Source organism: Methanobrevibacter millerae (assembly GCF_900103415.1).
Taxonomy (GTDB): Archaea; Methanobacteriota; Methanobacteria; order Methanobacteriales; family Methanobacteriaceae; genus Methanocatella; species Methanocatella millerae.
The window spans coordinates 163,156-189,648 of the sequence record NZ_FMXB01000002.1 but is presented as its reverse complement, the minus strand read 5'-3'; the positions used below and the strand labels follow the sequence as shown (position 1 = coordinate 189,648).

The 26,493-nt window shown below is 34.3% G+C and carries 14 protein-coding genes; 13 read left to right on the top strand and 1 reads right to left on the bottom strand.

The window, feature by feature from the left end; translation table 11 throughout:
• Positions 1–9: 9 nt before the first annotated feature.
• The 12 genes from F3G70_RS02075 (at position 10) to F3G70_RS02020 (ending at position 25,193) form a co-directional block, all read left to right on the top strand.
• Complete coding sequence (locus tag F3G70_RS02075; protein WP_149731054.1) at positions 10–951, top strand: aldo/keto reductase; 942 nt, start codon at positions 10–12, stop codon at positions 949–951.
• A 532-nt stretch (positions 952–1,483) separates the two neighbouring features.
• Positions 1,484–1,747, top strand: a complete 264-nt coding sequence (locus F3G70_RS02070) for a hypothetical protein (protein WP_149731053.1) — start codon at positions 1,484–1,486, stop codon at positions 1,745–1,747.
• Between the two features lie 737 nt (positions 1,748–2,484).
• A complete protein-coding gene (locus tag F3G70_RS02065; protein ID WP_149731052.1) occupies positions 2,485–15,048 on the top strand; it encodes a non-ribosomal peptide synthetase in 12,564 nt (4,187 codons plus the stop codon).
• An 11-nt stretch (positions 15,049–15,059) separates the two neighbouring features.
• Positions 15,060–16,742, top strand: coding sequence for an MATE family efflux transporter (locus F3G70_RS02060; RefSeq protein ID WP_149731051.1), 1,683 nt, complete (start codon positions 15,060–15,062; stop codon positions 16,740–16,742).
• Positions 16,743–17,056: 314 nt separating this feature from the next.
• Positions 17,057–18,358 (top strand): O-acetylhomoserine aminocarboxypropyltransferase/cysteine synthase family protein, encoded by a 1,302-nt coding sequence (locus F3G70_RS02055; protein WP_149731050.1) that lies wholly within the window; start codon positions 17,057–17,059, stop codon positions 18,356–18,358.
• Between the two features lie 74 nt (positions 18,359–18,432).
• Complete coding sequence (gene nifS, locus F3G70_RS02050; RefSeq protein ID WP_149731049.1) at positions 18,433–19,641, top strand: cysteine desulfurase NifS; 1,209 nt, start codon at positions 18,433–18,435, stop codon at positions 19,639–19,641.
• Between the two features lie 2 nt (positions 19,642–19,643).
• A complete protein-coding gene (gene nifU / locus F3G70_RS02045; RefSeq protein WP_149731048.1) occupies positions 19,644–20,018 on the top strand; it encodes a Fe-S cluster assembly scaffold protein NifU in 375 nt (124 codons plus the stop codon).
• A gap of 149 nt (positions 20,019–20,167) precedes the next feature.
• Positions 20,168–20,449, top strand: coding sequence for a desulfoferrodoxin family protein (locus tag F3G70_RS02040; protein WP_223165981.1), 282 nt, complete (start codon positions 20,168–20,170; stop codon positions 20,447–20,449).
• Positions 20,450–20,531: 82 nt separating this feature from the next.
• Entirely contained in the window at positions 20,532–21,032 is a 501-nt protein-coding gene (locus F3G70_RS02035) for a hypothetical protein (RefSeq protein ID WP_149731047.1), read from the top strand.
• A 10-nt stretch (positions 21,033–21,042) separates the two neighbouring features.
• A complete protein-coding gene (locus F3G70_RS02030) occupies positions 21,043–23,304 on the top strand; it encodes a DHH family phosphoesterase (protein WP_149731046.1) in 2,262 nt (753 codons plus the stop codon).
• A gap of 11 nt (positions 23,305–23,315) precedes the next feature.
• A complete protein-coding gene (locus F3G70_RS02025; RefSeq protein WP_149731045.1) occupies positions 23,316–24,218 on the top strand; it encodes a double zinc ribbon domain-containing protein in 903 nt (300 codons plus the stop codon).
• Positions 24,219–25,193 carry a zinc ribbon domain-containing protein gene (locus tag F3G70_RS02020; RefSeq protein ID WP_149731044.1) on the top strand — a complete coding sequence of 325 codons (975 nt, stop codon included), beginning with the start codon at positions 24,219–24,221 and terminating at the stop codon, positions 25,191–25,193.
• Position 25,194: 1 nt separating this feature from the next.
• Here F3G70_RS02020 and F3G70_RS02015 read toward each other — a convergent pair whose 3' ends face one another.
• Positions 25,195–25,476 carry a winged helix-turn-helix domain-containing protein gene (locus F3G70_RS02015; RefSeq protein ID WP_149731043.1) on the bottom strand — a complete coding sequence of 94 codons (282 nt, stop codon included), beginning with the start codon at positions 25,474–25,476 and terminating at the stop codon, positions 25,195–25,197.
• A gap of 375 nt (positions 25,477–25,851) precedes the next feature.
• On the opposite strand from F3G70_RS02015, the gene F3G70_RS02010 reads away from it, so the two are divergent.
• Positions 25,852–26,472: a zinc ribbon domain-containing protein gene (locus tag F3G70_RS02010; protein ID WP_149731042.1), complete on the top strand. Its 621-nt coding sequence runs from the start codon at positions 25,852–25,854 to the stop codon at positions 26,470–26,472.
• Positions 26,473–26,493: the final 21 nt, after the last annotated feature.

The window sequence follows — 26,493 nt, the reverse complement described above, 5'->3', positions numbered from 1 at the left end:
TAATTAAACATGACATTAAAAGATAATCTTCCAAAAATTGCCCTTGGTGCTTGGGCATGGGGTAATGATGGAACTTTTGGAGACGAACATAAAATTGAAGACTTAAAACCCATCTATGAAAAATCAATGGAATTGGGATTAAACCTTTGGGATACTGCATATGTTTATGGAATGGGAAAATCTGAAGAGGTTTTAGGAGAATTCTTAAAAACCTCCAATCGTGAGGATTTTGTAATTTCAACCAAGTTTACGCCTCAGCTTGCTGAGATGTTTGAGGCAAATGAGGTAACATCAATGTATGAAAACAGCGCCAAAATATTGGGTGTTGAAGACATTGATATTTTCTGGATTCACAATCCTGTCGGGGCACCTGATTGGACTAAAAAATTGGTCGAAACCGCAAATGATCATGATATTAAAATGATAGGTGTTTCAAATCATAATCTTGCAGAAATCAAAGAGGCAAATGAGATTTTAAAAGATGCAGGCTTAAAGCTTGGAGCCGTTCAAAACCATTACAGCCTACTTAATCGTTCATCTGAAGATTCAGGAATTCTTGAGTATTGTAAAGAGAATGACATAATATTTTTCTCATACATGGTTTTAGAGCAGGGTGCATTATCCGGCAAATATGACACCGCCCATCCGTTCCCTGAAGGATCAGACAGAGCAAATGCATATGGTGGAAGCTTGGCTGAAATTGAGGAATTGAATAAAGCAATTGCAGATATTGCTGAAAACCACAATGCAAAAGTTGCACAGTTGCCGATTGCATGGGCTATTGCTAAAGGAACACTTCCAATTGTCGGAGCAACAAAGGTTCACCATGTTGAGGATGCAGCGGATGCAATAAAAATTGAATTAAGTGATGATGAAATTAAAACAATGGAGGAATTGGCAGATAAAGCTAATGTTAATACAATTAGAATTTGGGAAAAGGAAATGAAATAATTTCTTTTCCATATTTTTTCAATGCTGCCAATCTAATTTTTTCTAATTTCCCTTATTTTATTTATTATTAGTTTATTATCCATATTTGGTGTTTATTATTCTTAATTTTTAAAATTAGTAAGTTTATACTCAGTATTGTTCATTAAATGAATGTTTGTGTATTATAATTATTTAAACTTTGCTGTTAAAATTCAATTTAATCTATTTTCTTTTATTTTACTTGTAATCTGATGCAAACATGTTGATTATTAATCAAACGATATTCATAAAGTTATTAATTTATTGCGATATATTTTAGTTCTAAAAATAGTATTTGAGTTGTTTAGATAGTTTTATTAAGGATTAAGGTATATTATTTATTATGAAACAAAACAAAAAAAACCCTCAATGCTATATTTTGGTAAGAAATTAATTAATCTTTCTATTTTTTGCGAAAAAATAGAATTTTTGAAATCTACTGTAAAATGTTTAAAAAATGAAATAAACAGTATTTTTAATGTTTTTTCATCATTGTATGGTGTTGTGATGCTCTATGTTTTCGTATTTTAAATCATCAATTGACAATATTGTAAAATCAGTATCAGATTTTGTAATTTGCAAAAATAAATTCGCAAAAGATAGTAAATTTTTATTTAAAGATTATGTGACTTTCTTTTGTGTAAATAAAGTCACTTCTAATCAAGTAAATCTTGAAGATTTCATCGAAGATGATGTTACCAACAATATTGAAGTAATAGCAAGACAAGCCTATCTAAACAAAGAGTATTCATCAATCCACTTGTATTTAAATAAATAAGTAAAAAATATTCATGTTTAATTGGTTATAATAGGAATAATAACTTTTTTAAGGAATACAAAGGAATACTAACTATTGAATTAGAAAATGGAAAAACAAAAATATTACTAACAAATATATTGGATAAAAACTTCAAAATCGAAGATTTAAAAGAACTCTATAATTTACGCCGGGGAATCGAAACCAACTACAATACAAGAAAAACAGACTAAACATCGAAAATTACAGCGGTAAAAAAAGAATAACAATAGAACAAGACATATATTCAAAATTCCTAAGATATAATGTCTATCAATACTACGAAAACTACTTCAACCTACTAATTAACAGAGTACAAAGACAAAAAGGAAGTTCTAAAATCTTCAAGGTAAATCAAGCACATTTAATTAGAAAATTAAAAAAATACCTATCAATAATGATTTTAAAGCCGAAAACAGAAACAATACGAACTTACACAAAAAAATTGATAACCTCATACACGAAATCCCCAAATAAAAGCACGAAAAAACAGACAACAAAAAGAAACCCTAAAAAACAGAGAAAATTCACCTGAACTACAGACCAACATAAAAAAGGAAAAAAAACATGAAATTAAAAATTAGGTTGGAGGCATTGTTAAATTTTTATTAGTTTTTTCATTATTTCACGTATTTTTACTAAATAATAATTTTTAAAAAATTATTTATTATATTGATTTAATAATATTCATTATTTATAAATAAATTCGAAGGTTTGATATGGTGGATGATAAAACAAATGATTTTTTCAGTGAATATTTGTCCGGGTTATTTCTGGATTTTGATGAATCAACATTAATTTCTCCAAATAGGAATGGAGAAAAAGAAAAAGGCATAATTGAAAAATCAGAATATGAAATTAAAAAAGAGAATTTAGTTGGATTTGCCGAATCCAATTCAATTTCAATCAATGAGCTGTTATTGGCAAGTTTAACGTTAACACTTAATAAATTTAATTTTTCAGATGAAACTTTAATTTTCAATCAAAATAATGTTCCATTTGCAGCCAAATTTGAAAACAGGCAAATTTCCATTAGGGAATTTCTAGAAAATATTCATGAGAATTATATTAAAACATTGGAATTCGATGAATATTGCGATAAAGATAACCTTCTTTTAAATCCTGAATTTTATTATGCATTTGATGATGATTTAAAATCAAATGCAGAATATTCCAATTATCTAAGAATTGTTGAAAATGAGGAAAGTGTTTGCTTGTCCTTATTTTATAATGATGAATTATATACAAAAGATTTCATTGATTTATTCCTATCAAACCTTGAAAAAATCGTTGAAGAAATAGTTTATGCTAATATTGATAAAACAAATATCTGTGATATTGCTCTTGTCTGCGAAAATGAAAATGTTTCCTTCAGTGAAGTTGAAATGCCTTTGATTCACAAGCGTTTTGAAAAGCAGGTAATGGAGAACGGTGATGAAATCGCTATTGTTGCAAGTGATGCCACATTGACTTACAGGCAATTGGATGAAAAAGCGAATGTTATTGCAAACGCTTTGATTAAAAGAGGAGTAAATCCGAAAAGCAATGTTTTAGTAATGCTTTCAAGAGACAGTAATTTAATTGCTTCCATTTGGGGTATCCTTAAAGCAGGTTGCGCATTCATTCCGATTGATCCCGAATATCCTCAAGATAGAATAAACTATATTTATGAAAACAGTCAGGCGGATTATATTATTGCCAATGAATCCGGAGAAAAATCTTTAGACATTGAAGAACTGCTTAAAGAAGGTAATATGGAAAATCCTAACGTTAATGTTGTCCCTGATGATTTGGCATATATGATTTACACTTCAGGGTCAACCGGTAATCCTAAAGGAGTAATGATTAGCCATGAAAACATTTGCAATCAGGTTTCAAATCCTAAATCCACTTATGATAGCTTGCTTTGTATTACAACTATTTCTTTCGATGTGTCTGTTGATGATATATTGACATCTCTTTCAAATGGGTTGAAATTAATACTTGCTGATGATACTCAAATCAAAAATATTCCCTCTTTAATCAAGTTAATTGATGAAAACAAACCTGAAATTTTAGATATTACTCCTTCAAGACTTGCTTCTTATCTTGAGGTAAAAGAATTCTGTAATGTTATATCCTGCTTAAAGTGTTTTTTCATTGGTGGGGAGAAATTTTCAGCAAAAGTTTATGAAGATTTAAGAAAATACAGTGATGCAGTTGTCTATAACAGTTACGGTCCAACAGAAACAACAATCACCTCAAACAACAAAGATGTCACAGATGTAAACGATTTGACTGTAGGGCTTCCTTTAACTAATTATATAACTGATGTTCGTGACATTGATGGAAAATTGGTTCCTAATGGTGTAATGGGTGAATTGTACATTGGAGGTACTGGTGTAGGTAAAGGATACTACAACTTACCCGAAAAAACCGAAGAGGTGTTCCTGACTATAAATGGCATTCCATATTACAGAAGTGGGGACTATGCAATCGAACTTCCAAATGGTGAAATTGACATTAAAGGAAGAATCGACAACCAAATAAAATTAAGAGGATTAAGAATCGAAATTGGTGAAATAGAATCAAACGTTGGGCAGTATCCAAATATCAAACAAACGGTAGTTGTAATTAAAGAGATTAACAATAATGAACATTTATGTGCTTATTACACTGCTGATGAAGAGATTGATAGTGAGGATTTAAAAGAGTTTTTAAAAGGTCGTCTTACTCGTTATATGGTTCCGACTGTGTTCATGCAGCTTGATGAGATGCCGCAAACACCAAACGGCAAAACTGACCTGAAACAACTGCCAGTACCGCAACTTAGATTATCATTTACGCTCCCGGAAACTGAAACTGAAATAATGTTGCATGAAATTGCTTCATCCATCAGCAAAACAAAGGAATTCGGTACTACTGATGATTTGTATGCTGTCGGATTTACTTCATTGACACTGATGAAATTAAATGCACGGATTTATGAAGAAATGGGTGTTAATTTAGATATTATTTCATTATTGAATGATCCTACAATTAAAAATATTGCAAATGAAATAGAAAACAATGATATTCTTGATTTGAATAGTGTAATAGAATCATCTAAGGATAGGGTTTATTATCCATTGACAGAAAATCAAATGGGAATCTATTATGAGTGCATTCAAAGCGGTGATGTTGCACAGTATAATCTCCCATCTGTCATAAGATTTGGCAGTGAAATTGATGCTGATAGATTGCGTGATGCTGTAATTAAGACAATTGAAGCATATCCTTATCTTAAAACCAGATTTGTATCTCAAAAAGGTAAAGTGATGCTGAAACGTAATGATTCAATAGATATTGATGATATTCCTATTGTTAATGTTGATAATATTTCCGATGATGAAATCGAAAAAGAAAATCTAAAACTATTTGATTTGCATAATGACCAGTTATTCAGATTTAAAATCTATAAAACTCCTAGTGAAACAATTTTATTCTCAGATGTCCACCATATAATTTCCGATGGTGAATCCTTAGATAAGCTGTTTACAAATATTTCCAATGCCTATCAGGGAATTGAAATTGAAAAAGAAACAATCAACGGTTACATTAACAGCATAATTGAAAGTGAGAATGAAAACAGTGAAAAATATGAATTGTCTAGAGAATTCTTCCAGGATAAATTAACCAAAGAAGTTGATTCGACCGTATTGACTCCTAATTTGAATGGTAATTTTGAAGAAGGTATTTTAAAATCAATTTCTAAAAATATCGACCCCGAATTGATTAATAGGTTTTGCAGTGAAAACAGGATAACTCCTAATGTTTTATTCATGGCAGTAACCATGCTGAACTTGAATAAGTATACATTCAATGACAAAACATTGATTACAACTATTTTCAATGGAAGGTCAAACTCATCATACATCAATACGCAGGCATTGCTAGTTAAAACGCTTCCAATTGTCTCAATCAATGATGATAGGACATTATCATTTAAAGAATATTTAAATTCAGTCAATGACGTATGGATGGAAACCATCAATCATTCTGATTATCCTTATACTAAAATTTCTGAAGAGTTTGGATTGAAACCAGAGTTTTTCTATGCATACAATGATCTTAACGCTGAAAAAATTGAGATTAATGGTAAAACTTATAAGGTTAAATATTTGGATTCACTCGAAGTTAACTATAAAATATCCTTAGATGTTAATGAAACTTGGGATAATATTGAATTATTCCTTCAGTACAATGACCAATTGTACAGTGAAGATTACATTGACACATTCTTAAATTGCATCATCGATGTAATAAATCAATTAATTGAGGCAGATATTGAAAAATTAAGCATTGGTGAAATAGAATTGGGTGAAAGTAAAGAGACACCTATATTCACGCCTGTCGATATGCCGATTTTACATAAACGCTTTGAAAAACAAGTGATTGGCAAAGGTGATGAAACTGCTCTTGTTGCAAGTGATGTCACATTGACTTACAGGCAATTGGATGAAAAAGCGAATGTTATTGCAAACGCATTGATTAAAAGGGGAGTAAAGCCGAAAAGCAATGTTTTAGTAATGCTTTCAAGGGACAGTAATTTAATTGCTTCCATTTTGGGTATCCTTAAAGCGGGTTGCGCATTCATTCCGATTGATCCCGAATATCCTCAAGATAGAATAAACTATATTTATGAAAACAGTCAGGCGGATTATATTATTGCCAATGAATCCGGAGAAAAATCTTTAGACATTGAAGAACTGCTTAAAGAAGGCAATCCAGAAAATCCTAACGTTAATGTCGCCCCTGATGATTTGGCATATATGATTTACACTTCAGGTTCAACCGGTAATCCTAAAGGGGTAATGATTAGTCATGAAAACATTTGTAATCAGGTTTCAAATCCTAAATCCACTTATGATAGTTTGCTCTGTATTACAACTATCTCTTTTGATGTGTCTGTTGATGATATATTGACATCTCTTTCAAATGGGTTGAAATTGATATTGGCTGATGATGTTCAAATCAAAAATGTTCCTGAGCTTATTAAACTGATTGATGAAAATAAACCTGAAGTTTTAGAAATTACTCCTTCAAGAATCGGCTCTTATCTTGAATTAGATGAATTCTGTAATGTGATTTCTTGTTTAAAATGTATTTTCCTTGGTGGAGAGCAATTTTCAGCAAAAGTTTATGAAGATTTAAAAAAGTACAGTGATGCAGTTGTTTATAATAGTTATGGTCCAACAGAAACAACAATCACCTCAAACAACAAAGAGGTCACTGATGTACATGATTTGACCGTGGGTCCTCCTTTAACCAATTATATTACTGATGTTCGTGACATTGACGGTAAATTGCTTCCTAATGGTGTAATGGGTGAATTGTACATTGGAGGTACTGGTGTAGGTAAAGGATACTACAACATGCCTGAAAAAACCGAAGAGGTGTTCCTGACTATCGATGACATTCCATATTACAGAAGCGGGGACTATGCTATTGAACTTCCGAATGGTGAAATTGACATTAAAGGAAGAGTAGACAATCAGATTAAACTCAGAGGGTTAAGAATAGAAATTGGTGAAATTGAAACCAATATTGGTCAATATTCCGATATAAGGCAGGCTGTTGTTGTAATTAAAGAGATTAACAATAATGAACATTTATGTGCTTATTATACTGCTGATAAGACAATTGACAGTGATGATTTAAAAGAATTTTTAAAAGACAGGCTTACTCGATATATGGTTCCAACCGTGTTCATGCAGCTAGATGAGATGCCACGAACACCAAACGGCAAGACAGACCTGAAACAACTGCCTGAACCTCAACTTAAATTGGCTTTGGTGATGCCTGAAACTGAAACGGAAGATAAATTATATGATATTGTTTCATCCATTTCAGATGTTGATGAATTTGGTGTTACAGATGACTTATACTCTATTGGTTTTACTTCATTGACGTTAATGAAATTAAATTCAATAATCTATGATCAAATGGGTGCGAATTTAGACATTTCCATATTATTCAATGAGCCAACCGTAAAAAACTTTGCAATAGAAATTGATAATTCATATGAAAAAGAGTCTGGTCTTCAAGAACTTATTGAATCAGCCAAAGGCATGGAGTATTATCCATTGACTGAAAATCAATTGGGTATTTACTATGAATGTAAGCAAAATCCGGACGTGATTAAATATACAATGCCTACAACAGTAAGATTTGGCAGTGATGTTGATGCAAATAAACTTAAACAAGCTGTTATTGCTACTATTGAAGCACATCCATATATTAAAACAAGAATTGTAAATTATGATGGTGAATTAAAACAGAAAAGATGTGATGATGTGGCAATCGACGATATTGAAATTGTTAAAGTCGATAGCATTATCGATGAAGACATTGTCAGAAATGATGTTGGCCCGATTTCTATAGAGGACAGTCAATTGTTCAAATTCAAAATATACGAAACCCCTGATGAAGTTGTCTTATTCACGGATTTCCACCATATAATTACTGATGGAGTATCGCAAAACAATTTATTTAGAGATATAGCAGATATCTATGAAAATAGAGATATGTCAGAAGAAATAATCGATGGTTATACTTATAGTATTCTGGAAAAAGATGTCGAAAATAGTGAAACATATCAATCTGCAAAGGCATTTTTCGATAATAAATTAACTCAAGGAATAGAATCCAATATTCTAACTCCAGATCTTAATGGAAATCCTGATGAGGGTAAAATAAAAAATGTTTCTGATACTATTGATTCAGAATTAATTAATGAGTTTTGCAGTGATAATTCTATAAGTAAAAATGCTTTGTTTATGGCAAGCACCATTTTAAATCTAAACAAATTCACATTCAGTGACAAAACATTAATTACAACAATATTCAATGGAAGATCAAGTCCAAGTTATTTCAATACTCAAGGATTTTTGGTAAAAACTGTTCCGTTTATAATCAATAATGAAAACAGGCAAGTGTCAGTCAGAGATTTCATTAAATCCATTGACCAAACTTGGAAGGAAACCATAAGAAACAGTGCATATCCATATATTAAAATTGCTGAGAAATATCAATTAAAACCTGAATTCTTCTATGCGTATCATGAATTCTTGGAATCAGATGAAATGATAATAAACAATAAAGAGTACATCCCACAGGAGTTACCTGGGGTTGATATGGTTACAGTTGAATCTAAAATCAATTTGGCTATTTATGATAATGGTGATGAGTTTAATGTTATCATAGAATATAATGACCAGCTCTACAGTGAAGATTATGTTAGAACATTCATACAATCTATGAAGAACATTTTAGTTCAATTCCTTGAAAATGATATGGACAGTTGCAGAATCTGTGATGTAAAATTAAAAGATGATGTGGAATTACATGAATTTATTGATGTGGAAATTCCATTTATCCATAAACGCTTTGAAAAACAGGTTGATGAAACTCCGGAAAACATTGCATTAGTTGCAAGTGATGGTTCATTGACTTATAGTGAACTTAACCAAAAAGCAAATCGTGTTGCTAATGCCCTTATAAACAGAGGAATCAAAGCTAACAGTAATGTGTTAGTAATGCTTCCACGCGACAGCAACCTTATTTCAGCCATTTTGGGTGTTTTAAAAGCAGGATGTGCATTCATACCTATTGATATAAACTACCCTAAAGGCAGGATTGATTATATTTTTGAAAACAGTCAGGCAGATTATTTAATAGCGGATGGCGTGATTGAAAATTCAATCGATATTAATGAATTGCTCGAAGAGGAGAATACCTCAAATCCTCAAGTGGAAATTAATCCGGATGATTTGGCTTATATGATTTACACTTCAGGTTCTACAGGCAATCCTAAGGGAGTAATGACTAGTCATAAGAATATTACAAATCTGTTCTCAAAAAGCGATGATAGTGTAATTTATAATGCATATTCAAAAATGAAAAAAACACTTGCTCTTTCAACAGTATCCTTTGACGCATTTTTACTTGATTTCATGCCGTTGACCTTCGGTTTGGAAATGGTGCTGGCTAACGATAGTGAAATAAAAAATATTACGGAATTGGCAGAGTTAGTTGAAAGAGAAAAACCGGATTCACTTACATTTTCCGCACCATCAAGATTTAAACAATATTTGGAATATGAGGAATTCGCCAAAGAGGTACCTAACTTCAGGTATATTGGTGTTGGTGGAGAAATGGTGCCTCAAGACCTAATTTCACGACTTTTAGAGTATCCTAATTTGGAAGTTTATAATATTTACGGTCCGACTGAAACAACAGTAACATGTAATACCCATAAACTCACCAGTGCTGAAAATATAACTGTTGGAAAAGCTCTGCACAATTGCATAACTGAAGTTAGGGATATTGACGGTAAATTGGTGCCTTGTGGTGTAATGGGTGAACTATACATTGGAGGAAATGGTGTATCCCGAGGATATTACAATATGGAAGAAAAAACCAAAGAAGCATTCCTATATATTAATGATATTCCTTATTATAGAAGCGGAGACTATGCAATTGAACTTCCAAATGGCGAGTTGGTAATAAAAGGAAGAATTGACAACCAAATTAAATTAAGGGGATTGAGAATAGAACTTGGTGAAATCGAATCAAATATTGCCAGATTCCCGGGTATTAAGCAAATTGTTGTTGTAATTGAGAAAATCAATAATGTTGAACATTTATGCGCTTATTTCACAGCGGATGAAGAAATAGATATACATCTCTTGAAAAGGTATTTGGGAAATAAATTAACTGAATATATGGTTCCAACTGTATTTATGCAGCTTGATGAAATGCCAATATCTCCAAATGGTAAAACAGATATTAAAAGACTTCCAAAACCAAAATTAAATCTGGATTATGTTGAAGCTGAAAACGAAACTGAAGAAAAATTAGTTGAACTTGTCGCATCAATTGCCAATACCAATAAATTCGGTACAACAGATGATTTATATGAATTGGGTTTCTCTTCTTTAACATTAATGAAATTAAACTCAATGATTTTCAATGAAATGAATGTGAATATTGATGTAACATCATTGTTCACAAATCCGACAATAAAATCGCTTGCAGATAAAATTGACAATTATATAGAATCTGAAATAGATGTGGATGAAATTATTGAAACTGCAAAGGATATGGAATATTTCCCATTGACCGAAAACCAAATGGGAATTTACTATGAGTGTATGCAAACTGAAAAAATCAAATACACCATGCCTTTTGCAATAAGGTTTGAAAGCAGTATTGATCCTAATAAACTTAAAGATGCTGTTATTAAAACTGTTGATGCACATCCATATCTCAAAACAAGAATTATTAATACTGACGATGGAAAAATATTGCAAAAAAGATGTGATCATGCTGAAATTGAAGAAATAGAAATTGTTGAAATAGATTCTATTACTAATAAAGAAATAATGGAGAGAGACATAAAACCGATTCCATTAGACAATAATCAATTATTTAGATTTAAAATCTATAAAACACCAACAGAAACTATATTATTCATTGATTTCCACCATATTATCACTGATGGAGTATCTTTAGGTATTTTCTTCAATGATTTGGCCAAAGCATATAACAATGAAGAAATAGAAGCTGAAATAATTAACGGATTCGAATACAGTCTTATTGAAGAGAAAACCTCTATTAGTGAAGTTTCCGAGAAATTCTTCAAAAAACAATTTAGTCAAGACATTGAATCGACAGTTTTAACTCCAAATATGAATGGCAATCCGGATATTGGAAATATTAAACTTCTTTCGGATCAAATGGATTCTAATTTTATCAGGCACTTCTGTAAAGACCATTCAGTAAGTTCAAACGTTTTATTTATGGCAGCTATACTTTTAAGCCTTAATAAATTTACATTTAGTGATAAGTCATTAATTACAACAATATTCAACGGTAGGGCAAACTCAAATTATTCAAATACTCAAGGAATGTTAGTTAAAACGCTGCCGATTATTGTAAATAGCGAAAATCGTGATATGCTGGTTGAAGATTACATAAAAATAGTTGATAAAGCATGGAAAGATGCAATAATTCATAGTGATTATCCGTACACAAAACTTTCAGAAGAATATCAATTAAAACCGGAATTCTTCTATGCGTTTCATGAATCCTTAAAGAATGACATTGAACTTAATGGTAGAGGTTACGAAGCAATTGACCTTGATGGTACTGTTTCAACTGACTATAAAATAAACATGGACATTTATGATGATGGTGAATTTATTACCGCATATTTGGAATATAACGATCAAATTTATACTGAAGATTATGTTAATCTATTCCTGCATTCAATTAAATATATCTTATTCCAATTCTTTATAAACGATATGGATAAACTAAAAATAAATGACATTGAATTGATTGAAGGGGAAATTCCAGAATTTGAAGAAATTGACACTCCAATTTTACATAAACGCTTTGAAAAAAGGGTTGTTGAAAAAGCAAATGCCGTTGCATTGGTTGCAAGTGATGCTACTTTAACTTATGGGGAGTTGAATGAGAAAAGTAATAGGATTGCAAATGCATTAATCATGCGAGGTGTAAAACCTAAAAGCAATGTTCTTATAATGCTTAAAAGGGACAGTAATTTAATTGCTTCCATTTTAGGGGTTCTGAAAGCAGGTTGCGCATATGTTCCTATTGATCCTGAATATCCTCAGGAAAGAATCAACTACATTTATGAAAACAGTCAGGCGGATTACATCATAAGCTATGAGACTTCCGATAATTCCATAAATGTCAATGAACTTATTGAAGAGGGGATTACTGTTAATCCGAATGTTGAGGTTCTTCCAGATGATTTGGCATATATGATTTATACTTCAGGTTCAACCGGTAATCCTAAAGGGGTAATGATTAGTCATAAAAACATCTGTAATCAGGCTCAAAACCATAAATCCACTTATGATAGTTTGCTTTGTATTACAACTATCTCTTTTGACGTGTCTGTTGATGATATTCTCACATCTCTTTCAAATGGATTGAAATTGATATTGGCTGATGATGTCCAAATCAAAAATGTTCCTGAGCTTATTAAATTGATTGATGACAATAAACCTGAAGTTTTAGAAATTACTCCTTCAAGAATAGGCTCTTATCTTGAATTAGATGAATTCTGTAATGTGATTTCTTGTTTAAAATGTATTTTCCTTGGTGGAGAACAATTTTCAGCAAAAGTTTATGAAGATTTAAGAAAATACAGTGATGCAGTTGTTTATAATAGTTATGGTCCAACAGAAACAACAATCACCTCAAACAACAAAGAGGTCACTGATGTAAACGATTTGACCGTGGGTCCTCCTTTAACCAATTATGTTACTGATGTTCGTGACATTGACGGTAAATTGCTTCCTAATGGTGTAATGGGTGAATTGTACATTGGAGGTATGAGTGTTGGAAAAGGATACTATAACATGCCTGAAAAAACCAAAGAGTCATTCTTATCTATCAATGGCATTCCATATTACAAGAGTGGGGATTATGCTATTGAACTTCCTAATGGTGAAATAGACATTAAAGGAAGAATAGACAACCAAATAAAATTAAGAGGCTTAAGAATCGAAATTGGTGAAATCGAAACCAACATTGGTCAATATCCGAATATAAGGCAGGCTGTTGTTGTAATTAAAGAGATTAATAATGTTGATCATTTATGTGCATATTACACAGCTAATGGCGAAATTGACAGAGATGATTTAAAAGAGTTCTTAAAAGACAGACTTACTAATTATATGATTCCGACCGTGTTCATGCAGCTTGATGAAATGCCGCAAACACCAAATGGAAAAACTGATACTAAGAAACTTCCGCAACCAAGAATGGATTTGAATTATGTGGCGCCGAAAACAAAACTTGAACAGGAAATTTGTGCAATGTATTCATCCATATTGAATATAGAAACTGTTGGTACGGAGGATAATTTCTTTGAAATTGGAGGAACATCACTTATTGCATCAAAATTAATCATTGAATTGCTTAAACGAGGATATACTATAAGGTATGATGATATATTCAAGAAGAAAACTCCTAAAGCGCTGGCGAAATTATTGTCTGGAGAAAGCGGTTCTGATGAGGAGTTGAATATAGAAGAGGACATTATCAAAAACTATGATTACAGTGAAATCAATAAACTTCTCGAAGAAAATACATTAGAAAACTTCTTTGATGGTGAAAATCTGGAATTGGGTAATGTCCTATTGACTGGTGCTACAGGATTTTTAGGAATCCATATTCTATATGAATTCATCAAAAATGAGGAAGGAAAAATCTATTGTATGTTAAGGAAAGGCAAGTTTGATTCATGTGAAGAACGTTTAATTGATGTGATGAATTATTACTTCGATGAAGATTTCACAGGTCTAATCGGATCACGCATCATCGTAGTCGAAGGTGACATAACTGAAATTGATGATTTCAAAAAACTTGAAGATGAACCGATTGATACAATAATAAATTCAGCAGCACTTGTAAAACACTATACTGCCGATGATTATATATTCCGGGTAAATGTCGATGGTGTAATCAATGGACTTAAATTCGCCCAAACAAGGAATAACATAAAATATGTGCAGATATCAACAATCAGCGTTCTTTCATCATACTCTTTAAATGATGTGGCATATCCAAATCAGGAATATAATGAAAGAACATTATATTATGAACAGGATTTGGAAAATAAATATGTATGCAGTAAATTTTTAGCTGAAAGGTCAGTTTTACAAGCGGCGACTAAAGGACTTCCAGTAAAAATAATTAGAGTAGGAAACTTGATGAGCCGTTACTCAGATGGTATGTTCCAGAAAAATTATGATACAAATGCATTTTTAAATAACATTAAGACCATTAAAAAACTGGGTGCAATGAATCCTGCAATGGCTAATGAAAAGGTTGATATGAGTCAAATAGATTATGTTGCAAAGGGAATTCTTGCATTGTGTAAGACTCCGAATAAATCCAGAGTATTCCATTGTATGAATAATCATTATATTTCCCAGAGGGATATTGTCGAAGCATTAAATGCATTCGGTTATGGAATTTCCGAAGTGGGTTTCGAAGAATTTAAACGGATTTATGAACATAACATTAATGATACTATACGAGGTATTATAACTGCCGATTTTTCAATTGATGACTTTGATGAAGAAGATGATTTCGAGGAGAATGTAGAAATTGAACAGACTGTTGATATTCTTCACTCATTGGGATTTGATTGGCCTAAACCTGATAAAAAGTATCTTAAACGATTATTCAATTATTTAAACAGGTTCGATTTTTTTGAATAGTGGTGAATAGTATGTCAAATGAAATTATTACTCATAAATTCAGGGAATTGTTGTTGCCGTCATTGCTTATAGCAATGGCTTTAAACATAGCTTCAGTTGTTGATGCAAGTTTTGTTTCAACATTCCTTGGACACAATGCGCAAGCGGCTTTACAGGTTTTAGAACCTTTGGTATTGTTAATTACAATATTTGAATGGTTATTTGGATTGGGAGGCCAAATTTTAGCTTTAAACAAAAAGGCGGAATTTGATGAAGACGGAAGCAATCATTATTTCACAACTTCAATGCTTTCAACAATAGTTCTATCCGCTTTGATTTTAGTGGCATGCTTTTTATTTAAAGATGCCTTAATTAATCTATTGCATCCAACTGCAGGGGCGCTACCTTATGTAGACGCATATAGTGTATATTTATTCATTTGTTTCCCGATTGCGACTATATTGGGGGTTTTATGTCAGTTTATTCGTGTTGATGGACAACCAAATTTTGCTTCAGGAGTAATTATTCTTGTAAACATTATCAACATAATTCTAGATTATCTGTTTCTTGGTGTTTTTCATATGGGTATTGAAGGAGCATCACTTGCAATGTTGATAGGTTATGTAGTTGGATCAATGTGTATTTTAAAATATCATTTTGATTCAAAAAGAACTTTCAGATTCGTTTTATCCAAATTGAAATTCAGGACTTGGATAACCTCAACAATTGAAATAATTAAAATAGGTCTTCCGGGCGCAAGTATGGGCTTTTTTAATGTATTATTGATTTATGTCATGAATTTGATTGTCAGCGGAGTTTTAGGAGAGTTAGGTTTGGACATATTCAATGTATGTGTGAGTGCATTGTTGATAATAAGTATTTTAATCATGGGATTCGCCGAAACATTATCTTCCATTGTTCCTATTTATTATGCGCAAAATGATTTTTATAATCTGAATCATATTGTGCGAAATTCAGTTTTAATAACATTAGCTTGTTCAGTGATATTTACTGTATTTCTGTTAGTATATCCTGATGGATTATTAATGTTTTTCAAACTTCACCAAATGCCTAATGATAGTTTGGTGGAAAATGCGATTAGGATATATTCATTGGCATTCATACCTATGGCATTTTCAACTATGCTGTTGTTTTATTATGAAGGAATTGAAAGAACTGTGGAATCCGGAATCATTACAATCATTTCAGAATTTCTAGGACCGTTAATGTTTACATACCTATTATATCCCTACATTGGCATCACCAGCGTCTGGCTATCTTTCCCGTTAGGGTTTATTCTATCAATAGTTGTTGTTGCCATTTATGTGAAAATAGTTGAAAGAAAGGACAGCGAATATTATGGATTGTTTTTCATTAGAAAGGGATTAATTGAAAAAACTAGAAATTATACTTTAGAAAGCAAAAATGATGCTGTGAAATCTGAAATGTTTAATCATTTGGAGAGTTTGAATGCAGATAATTCATCTATTGAAACATTGGATAAGATAATAAACACCATTTTTGATTCAAACAATGAAAAAGTGCATGTGGAAATACTATTGATTGACTATGATGATAAAATAACTATCAATATGAAGGATGAAGGAAAAAGGGAAGTAATGAATGATATTGAAAAATCCTTTTCGCAGGATAACATCAAAGTTAGTGAAGTATTGGGATTTAATAATATAGAATATGTAATTAATATGCGCTAACTAATTTTTTTAGCTTTTATTAATAATTCGGTAGTGTAGGAATTTCTTTTAGATTTTGGAAACATTTCCTATGGGACTATCTTGACTTCTACAAGTTGAGGTAGTTCAATCTCTTCCCTAAAAAATATAACAATCTTTATATAGTATGATAACATATGTTATATTATATCACAACTATTTTTCTCAAAATTTTTAGGTTAACCAAAACTTTTATATACTAAAAATAACTATTGTTATATAGTAATTATAACACGTGACATATTTTTAGAATGCACATGTAATAATTCAAAAAAAATTTTTAAAAGGTGATATTTATGAGTAATGAAAAAAGTTATGGTTTAGCAACTTTAGGTGTAAGAGCAGGCCAAGAGCCGGATCCTGTAACCGGAGCTCAGGCGGTGCCTATCTATCAGACAACTTCGTATGTATTCAAGGACTCAGATGAAGCTGCAAGGAGATTCGCCCTTCAAGAATTTGGACAAATTTATTCCAGATTAACTAACCCAACCAGCGATGTATTTGAAGCAAGAATTGCCGCCATTGAAGGTGGAAATTCAGGTCTTTCAACATCAAGTGGTCTTGCAGCAATCACATACGCAATATTGAACGTTACACAGCCTGGAGACAACATAGTATCAGCCGATAACCTTTACGGAGGAACCTATCAATTGTTCGACTACACTTTAAAGGATTTGGCACGTGAAGTAAGATTTGTCGATTCACAGGACTTGCAGGCTTTTGAAGATGCAATCGATGAAAAGACAAAAGCGATTTATGCAGAATCAATCGGTAATCCAAAACTGGATGTGCCGGACTTTGAAGCATTGGCAGAAATCGCACACAGCCATGATATTCCATTAATTGTCGACAATACAATCGGTGTAGGTTTGGTAAGACCATTGGAACATGGTGCTGATGTCATTGCAGCATCCGCAACCAAATATGTAGGAGGACATGGAACTGCTGTTGGAGGATATATTGTGGACTCAGGTAAATTCAACTGGGGCAACGGAAAATTCCCTAACTTCTCAGAACCTGATCCAAGTTATCACGGACTGGTCTTCTGGGATTCATTCGGAGACGTTCCTGAACTTGGAAACATTGCATTTACCGTAAGGGCAAGGGCAAGGTTATTAAGAGACATCGGAGCTACTCAGGCACCTGTACACAGCTTCATTTTCCTTCAGGGACTTGAAAGCCTGGACGTACGTGTAAAAAGACACTCTGAAAACGCCTTGAAAGTCGCTAAATTCCTTGAATCCCATCCTAAAGTTAACTGGGTTAACTATCCTGGATTGGAATCACACCCAACCTATGAAATCAACAAAAAATACTTGAAAGACAATTTCGCTGGAATTTTAGGATTCGGTGTTAAAGGTGGAGAGGAAGCAGGAAGAAAAGTCATTGAACATTTAAAACTCTTCTCAATCCTTGCAAATATCGGAGACGCAAAAAGTCTTGCAATCCACCCTGCAAGTACTACGCATCAGCAATTGACTCCTGAAGAACAGGAAGCAACCGGCGTAACTCCTGATTTCATCAGATTATCAATCGGTTTGGAAGATGTCAATGATTTAATTGATGACCTAAGTCAGGCTTTGGATGCCATTGACTAGGTTACCTTTTAATCACTTAAAATTTATATAAAATGAAGTTTTAACTATATTAAAAAACAATTTGGAGATTAAGAATGTATTTGGATAACTCAGCAACTACACAGGTCAGCGAGGAAGTTTTTGAAGAAATGCTGCCATATTTCAAAGAGGAGTTTGGAAACCCTTCCACTCTCTATTCAATCGGACGTGAATCAAAAAAGGCTTTGGAATTGGCTCGTAAAAGAGTGGCTGATGCAATTAACGCAAAGCCTGAAGAGATTTTCTTCACCGGTGGCGGATCTGAATCCGATAATTTGGCGGTTAAGGGCATTGCCTTTAAACTGGCTAAAAAAGGTAAACATATAATTACCACAGAAATCGAGCATCCTGCCATTAAGGAAACTCTTTACTTTTTAGAATCACTTGATTTTAAAGTAACCTATTTGCCGGTTTATGAAAACGGTATAATAAAGATTGAAGACTTGAAAGAGGCAATAACCGATGAAACGATTTTAATTACTGTAATGCATGCAAACAATGAAATCGGAACCCTCCAGCCAATTGAGGAAATCGGTAAAATCGCCCGCGAAAAAGGCATCAAGTTCCATACGGATGCCGTTCAAAGCTTCGGAAAAGTTGAAGTGGATGTTGAGAAATTAAATGTCGATTTGCTTTCTTTATCTTCACATAAGATTAACGGTCCAAAAGGTGTTGGAGCATTATACATTAGAAAAGGAACCCGTGTCGTTCCTCTAATTCATGGAGGAGGACAGGAAAAAGGCATCAGGGCAGGAACCGAAAACGTTCCTGGAATAGTCGGATTCGGTAAGGCATGCGAACTTGCAGCCGCCCAACTGGATGAACACTATGATAAACTCTCAGCAATCAGGGATGAGCTGATTGACAAGGTTCTAACCACTATTCCTGAAGCTTATTTAAATGGTGATGCCGAAAACAGGTTGCCGAACCTTGTAAACTTCAGGTTCAAGGCCATTGAAGGGGAATCATTAATTCTCCTGCTTGACGCGAAAGGCTATCAGGCCTCAACCGGTTCAGCATGCTCATCAAATAAGCTGGAAGCCTCTCCTGTACTGACCGCATTGGGATTGGATCCCGTTGATGTTCACGGATCTTTAAGGATTTCACTTGCTCCAGAAAGCGATGCCTTTGACGTTGACGCATTTGTTGAAACGATTGCAGAGTCTGTTCAAAGATTAAGGCAAATGTCTCCTTTATGGAATCAGGAACTTGATTACGATAATATAATGTGTAAAAAACACAGCGATACTTGTAAGAGGTGTTAAACATGGATTATTCAGAAAAAGTAATGGATCACTTCGCAAACCCTAGAAACTGCAGATTAATGGAAGATGCAAACGGCATCGGAACTGTAGGAAACCCTACATGCGGAGATTTAATGACAATTTACATTAAGGTTAATGATGATGACGTGATTGAGGACATCAGTTTCCAGACATTCGGTTGTGGTGCGGCAATCGCAACAAGCAGCATGATTACCGAATTGGCTGTCGGCAAAACTTTGGACGAAGCCCTTGCCATTTCACGTAATGACGTCGCAGAGGAACTTGATGGACTTCCACCAATCAAAATGCACTGTTCAAACTTGGCCGCCGACGGTCTTCAGGCAGCTATTGAAAACTATCGTGAAAGTAACCAATAGAAAACAATAATAATATATACATTAAAAAATAAAGTAAGTTTAATTACTTTATGGAGATGTATAATATGGCAAAAATATTAAAATGTGACGAATGTGATAGTATTATCCAAGTTTTAGCTGAAGGTGATGGCGATACATGTGACACACACATGTTCGAATTCCCTGCACAGACCGAAGGAGAAAAATCTCCTAAACACAAACCTGTAGTTGAAATTGACGGTGATAAAGTAAGTGTAAAAGTCGGCGAAGCTGCTCATCCAATGGATGATGATCACTACATTCAATTCTTAATTGTTGAAGCAGGCGCAGAACTATATGTAAAATGCTTCAAACCAGGTGATGTTGCAGAAGCAACCTTCACAGTAAACTCCACTGATGATGTAAAAGCATTTGCTTTCTGTAATTTACACGGTCTCTGGTCCAGCGAATAGATTTTAAGATTTTATCTTAAAATTCTTCTTTTTTTTAATTTTATAACAAATTTTAATAATGCCTTTTTATAGATAGTATATTGTGTCAAAATATACTGGTGTAATAATTTTTATATTTATTTTAATCGTTTTTTCAGTTGCTGTAATCTATTTGTATAGTTCTGAAAGCAGTATTAATGCAGTCATGCCGGATATTAGCGATAGCATAACCTCCGGCGATTCAGATTACAATCAGGCTGTCGATTTGTTAAATGGTAAAAATTACGATGAATCAAAAAACAAGGCTATTTCAGCCAAAAATAATTTTAATCAGAGCATAATTAAGTTAGAGAGTATTAGGGATAATTTAACCTCTGTCGATGATGATGTTCATAAGAATTATATAAATACGGTTTTAAGTGAGCTTGAGCTTAAGATGAATGCTACGGATTATTTGTTGGATGCTATCGGCTGCTATAAAAGTTACCGCAACAGTACAGGTAACAGCTATGCCTATGAGGCCAACGAATTGATGAATCAGGCTCTTGAGTTTCAGAACGTCAGAAATGACTTGGTAAAAAAGAATCCCGATTTGTTCAAATGAGGTTTTTAAATTGAAAAAGAATTGTCCAAAATGTAACGGTTCTGGATCTGTTGTTGTTGATTATAAGGAATGTTCCGCTTGCGGCGGGACGGGATATGAAGAAGACTCCTTTGATGTTGGAAATCATTTTAAGGGAGTCAATAGTAATGCCAGAGCCAAATTTGATTTAGGTGCAGAGCAAGACATTCCATGCGAGGTCTGCAATGGAAAAGGCCAGGTTGAAGTTTATGAAGATTGTCCTTACTGTGGTGGAAGCGGTCAGGTTAATGTCTGCCGTGACTGCGGAAAGCCTTTAGACGAAAAATACGATATCTGCGCGGAATGCGGCGCCAAACGTAAGGAAAGAAAGGAAAAAGAAGAAAAACGTATTGCCCGTGAAAACGAGGTCCGGGACGTTTATGTCCTGGATTCCTTGTGCGAAATGAGGGATCTTGACCGTGACAAGCTGTACAAGGGTAAGATCACAAGAATCGAGAAATACGGCGCTTTCATCAGCCTGAACAATAACGTATGGGGGCTGATGAGAGGAGAGGTCTCCGGATATAGGGTTGGAGAGGAAGTAATCGTATTCATAACTTCCATCAAATCCAGGGAAGGAAAAATCGATTTCGCCCCAGCATATGTCAGAAACCACAGAATCATCAGGTTAACAAAATCAATTCCAAGAACCGTTGTGGATGATCTGGAAAGCAAAATGGGCAGAATGGTTCGCATTGACGGTGAAGTCCTTCAGGTACAGCAGACTTCAGGCCCTACAATATTTACGGTTACCGATGAAACCGGAGTTGCTGAAGTTGCCGCCTTTGATGAAGCGGGCGTCAGAGCATATCCTGAGGTTTCAGAAGGCGATGCCGTTGAAATCATAGGTGAAGTCAACCAGCATGGCGGAAAAACCCAAATCGAGTCATCTTCAATGACAAAACTTGAAGGAAGCAAGAAAGACGACATATTAAAATTAATAGATGAGGCATTAGACAAGAAGGCCGAACCTGAAGACGTCGATTTCCTTGTCAAGAGTGACGTTTTAAACAGGCTCAAACCAAAGATGAGGGAAGCAGCCCACAAAATCAGAAGGGCCATTCTCGACGGCAGGACAGTTTTGCTTAGACATCACAATGATGCTGACGGAATATGCGCAGGAGTTGCTATGGAAAAGGCAGTCGTTCCGTTAATTGAGGAAATCAACCCAAGCAATGATGCGCAGTATTATTATTTCAAGCGTTCTCCATCAAAAGCTCCTTTTTATGAACTTGAAGATGTCGTAAAGGATTTGTCATTCGCTTTGGAAGACCAGGAAAGGCATGGCCAGAAACTGCCGTTAATAGTCCTGCTGGACAACGGTTCAACCGAAGAGGATATCGTGGCGTTAATGCAGGCCAAAATCTATGATATTGAAGTTATCGTTATAGATCACCACTCTCCTGGAGAATTGCTGACCGTTGACGAAATGGACGGCGAAATCTACGGCGCAACGGTTGCAGTTGATGAATATGTCGATACCCACGTAAACCCATATCTTGTCGGAGCGGATTCACAGCTGACTGCAGGAGCTCTTGCAGCGGAAGTCGCTCACATCGTAAATCCTGAAATTAAGGAATTGATTCAGCATTTGCCGGCCATTGCGGCTTTGGGAGACCGTGCTGAATGCGGTGAAGTCTACCAGTATCTGGAGCTTGCCTATGAAAAGGACTTTACAAAGGAACATCTGGCAAAAGTGGCCGAATGTATTGATTTTGAATCCTATTTCCTAAGGTTCATGAACGGAAGGGGAATAATGGACACGATTCTTGCGGTAGACAATTTCGATAAGCATTATAAGATGATTGATGCTCTATACAAGGAATATGAAAAGAGAATCGATACCCAGCTTAAGGCTGTACTTCCGAACATCAGGAAAACCCAGTTTGAAAACGGAATCTATTTCAACATGATCGACGTTGAAAAATATGCTCATAAATTCACGTTTCCGGCTCCGGGAAAGACCTGCGGCTTTGTCCATGATAGGGTAGTTAAAGAGCTGGGTGAAGACAAGCCTATTGTCACTTTAGGACACGGTCCGGATTTCGGTGTATTTCGGGCTACCGATGCTGTTAATGCACAATTCGGCTTCAACGTTAATGATATAGTTTCAAACCTGGCAGTTAAGGTGCCTTCAGCAGGCGTTGATGGAGGAGGACATGAATGTGCAGGTTCAGTAAAGTACATTGAAGGGCTTGGCGAAGATATACTGACTGAAATAGTAAACGAGATTAAATCATTATCCAAATTATAAACTGGTGGATTATGGGGTTTTGGAATTATTGTCCCAATTGCGGAAAGAGATTGGTACCGAATGAGGAATACTGCTCTAAATGCGGTGCCAAAACGATTTCAAAGGATAATAATGAAGTATACACTTTCACCCCTCCAGTCCATAATATCGGCTTTTTCGATGTAAACATTGACTTTTCACCATACATTAATGTTAATGCTGATTTTGACTATGACATATGTTCATGCGGCTATCTGAATGAAATCGACAACGAATTCTGTTATCACTGCGGGGTTAAGCGCTTTGAAAAGGGTTTGTCCAGACTGATAAGAAAAGTTGAAAAGCCCAAACTCGACATCGATAATATTGTTGTCAATAGGGATATCGTCTGCGAATGCGGAGCTATTAATCCATATGAAAGCGAATTCTGCGACATGTGCGGACGCAAACTGCATGAAAATGAAGAGGATGACAACTACAGCAATTTCAATCTTGAGTTCGAAAATCCGGTTTTCTGTTTTTGCGGTGAAGAAAACGATGAGGAAAGCCAGTTCTGCAGAAATTGCGGACTTCCATTACGGAATTATGGCAGAATCAGCGATATCAAAAAGCTGTGCGTATGCTCAACTTTAAATGATGCAACTTCAGATTTCTGCATCGAATGCGGCAACAGTTTAAATGAAGAGATGATTGAAATAATCTGCGTTTGCGGCAACAGAAACCCTTTTAATGCAAGCTATTGTCAATATTGTCAAAGACATCTCAATCCCGAACGTATTTTGACAACGAGAATAGTATGTAGCTGCGGTGAAATACTGGATTTCGACACTGAATTCTGTTCCCACTGCGGCAAGAACGTTAGAAAATTAATCAACCGTAAAAAATCATTTTCAAAAACGGTAAAATCGGTAAAAGATATTTGGAACGGTATTTAAATGAAGAATTGTGAAGTTTGCGGAACGCTCAACCTGAAGGAAAATAATTACTGCACCCATTGCGGATGCAGGATAATTGATGAAAACATCTGCCCTTATTGCGGCAGGAAAAATCCCGATTCAGCTTCAACCTGCATTAATTGCGGAAAAGATATATTTCCAATAGCCATTGATAACTTTGACGTCTTTTTCAGTGAACATAACCGGTCATTGATTCTTAACGCAAAGATTACAAATAGCCAATACATTAATATCCTGAATAGAATATTCGGAAAGCTTGATTATGCTGAAATCAATGGAAAGACTCCTAAGGAAAAGGTATTGCAGATTGCAAATGTCTTCGCCCCGACCATTCCGAAATCCAGCGGTGTTGTTCATGGTGAATACGGAATAAATGTAATATTTTATGATGATCGCCTGGATGATTCCCTTCAGATTTCCACCATCATTCATGAGCTGGCTCATTTCCTGTTGTTTGATGTAAGCGTTAATTTCCTGTGCGAAATCCTTGACGTAAAGGAGTCTTCTCTCATAAAAAGCTTTATCGAGTATTTTTTAACTGTGCCTGAAATAGAAATCATCAATGAGTATTGTGCCCATACCGTTGAAAACAGGTTCATTCCTTTGGAATTCCAGAACTTCAGGTCATTTGAAAAGTGCGTTATGGATATGGGTCTTGGTATGGAAGATATTGAAGATTTTATTATCCTGGGAAATTCCTATGCTAATGATTTCATTCATTTTCTGGAAAGACCTATCAATGAAAAATTGCGCCAGTCAATTAAACTGCAGTTTAAAAGGGATTTCATTGATTCTAAAAAGGAAATAGTTTCTTATGCCGACAGCAGGCTATTTCCTATTGAAGAAAAAAATAGATTGTTTATTGGGCTGATGGCATATTCATTTGAAAGCTTATACGCTAATGAAGAAGCGAGATTTGAGTTAGAACATATTAGAATTAAATTTGAAGATTAAATTAATCTTCTTTGTCTTTTATGGTATCTAATACTTCTTTACCGGTGTCAGTTAATCGGTATAGTCTTCCTTTGCGAGCTTCTTCATTTATGCATTCAACAATTTCTTTATTTTTAAGTTCGCTAAGTACTTTTGAAATGTGATTGGTTCTAATGCCGCTGTCTTTCGCGATGTTTGTTGGTATTTTCACATCATCGCCAATAGATTTCAAGGTCTTTTCTCTATACTTGGAAATTTGAACGTAGGACGTCAATTTCAAAAGCTCGTCATTTTCTTTAGTCATACTTAATTATTTTATATGTTCTAGTATAAAAGAGTTTAGCAAATGTAACATATTTTTACTCAAATTATGTTGTATTTTGTTCAATATAGTATATTTTTGTACATTATTTGATTAGTTATTTCTTGTGTGTAAAATGCTAATTGTATAAACACTATTTACTTTACATGACCAAATTTATTTATTGTTCAGATTATTAAAATATTTTTTACTAGTTTGTCTATTTTTTAAAGTTAACACAATAATTATATATTTTTAACATAATTATTAAACAATATGATTATATTGTGTTTAAGGCAATTCAACAAATTTTAGAAATATATAATTTTGATGAAAATCAAATTAATTATTATAGAAATTTAAGAGTTTGAGTGAATTATGAAATGTAAAGCTTGCGGGTATGAAAACAAAAGCAAAGCCAAGTTCTGCAGCAAATGCGGCAATCCTCTGGAAAGCACACCGAATGTGTCTCAGCAGTCGAAAAGCAGCAATTCCAAAATAATAATAGCCGTATTGATTGTTGTCATAGCTATTTTGGCGTTGTCAATTGCTTATCTTACCCTTTCCAATAACAATGAACAGGCCAGTGCCGTACAGCAGCAGCCGATTAGCAGCGGGTCAAACGATTCAGCTCCAAACACTTCCTCTTCCCAGCAGTCAAGTTCAAGCCAGCCTGCTACAACTACAACAGCAAGCCAGCCTAAGGAATGGAAGCTGATTGGAAGCTATTCGGGTTCCGGAAGCGGAAGCCAGTCCGTCAGTGTTCCTGCAGGACAGATTATGGTTAAGTTATCTGCGTTTCCTATCAAGAATTACGCAACCAATCATCTGTATGTAACGGGATCCAACGGGGAATCTGCAGGTGTTGACTGGGGTTCAACAAGCGACGTAGAGACGAGATCAAACTCACTGTCATACACGTCCTCATCTCCGGTGACATTCACGATTGACTACTATGAAACGGTCAGCTGGCAGGTTGACTTCTACAGCTATCAGTGATTTTTCCTTTTTCAGTAAAAT

What these genes read in the sequence shown, in the direction of transcription:
- F3G70_RS02070 (WP_149731053.1), top strand. Translation starts at nt 1,484, where the DNA reads ATGTTTTCGTATTTTAAATCATCAATTGACAATATTGTAAAATCAGTA.
- F3G70_RS02075 (WP_149731054.1), top strand. Translation starts at nt 10, where the DNA reads ATGACATTAAAAGATAATCTTCCAAAAATTGCCCTTGGTGCTTGGGCA.
- F3G70_RS02015 (WP_149731043.1), bottom strand. Translation starts at nt 25,476, where the DNA reads ATGACTAAAGAAAATGACGAGCTTTTGAAATTGACGTCCTACGTTCAA.
- F3G70_RS02055 (WP_149731050.1), top strand. Translation starts at nt 17,057, where the DNA reads ATGAGTAATGAAAAAAGTTATGGTTTAGCAACTTTAGGTGTAAGAGCA.
- F3G70_RS02040 (WP_223165981.1), top strand. Translation starts at nt 20,168, where the DNA reads ATGTTCGAATTCCCTGCACAGACCGAAGGAGAAAAATCTCCTAAACAC.
- F3G70_RS02020 (WP_149731044.1), top strand. Translation starts at nt 24,219, where the DNA reads ATGAAGAATTGTGAAGTTTGCGGAACGCTCAACCTGAAGGAAAATAAT.
- nifU (WP_149731048.1), top strand. Translation starts at nt 19,644, where the DNA reads ATGGATTATTCAGAAAAAGTAATGGATCACTTCGCAAACCCTAGAAAC.
- F3G70_RS02010 (WP_149731042.1), top strand. Translation starts at nt 25,852, where the DNA reads ATGAAATGTAAAGCTTGCGGGTATGAAAACAAAAGCAAAGCCAAGTTC.
- F3G70_RS02025 (WP_149731045.1), top strand. Translation starts at nt 23,316, where the DNA reads ATGGGGTTTTGGAATTATTGTCCCAATTGCGGAAAGAGATTGGTACCG.
- nifS (WP_149731049.1), top strand. Translation starts at nt 18,433, where the DNA reads ATGTATTTGGATAACTCAGCAACTACACAGGTCAGCGAGGAAGTTTTT.
- F3G70_RS02060 (WP_149731051.1), top strand. Translation starts at nt 15,060, where the DNA reads ATGTCAAATGAAATTATTACTCATAAATTCAGGGAATTGTTGTTGCCG.
- F3G70_RS02065 (WP_149731052.1), top strand. Translation starts at nt 2,485, where the DNA reads ATGGTGGATGATAAAACAAATGATTTTTTCAGTGAATATTTGTCCGGG.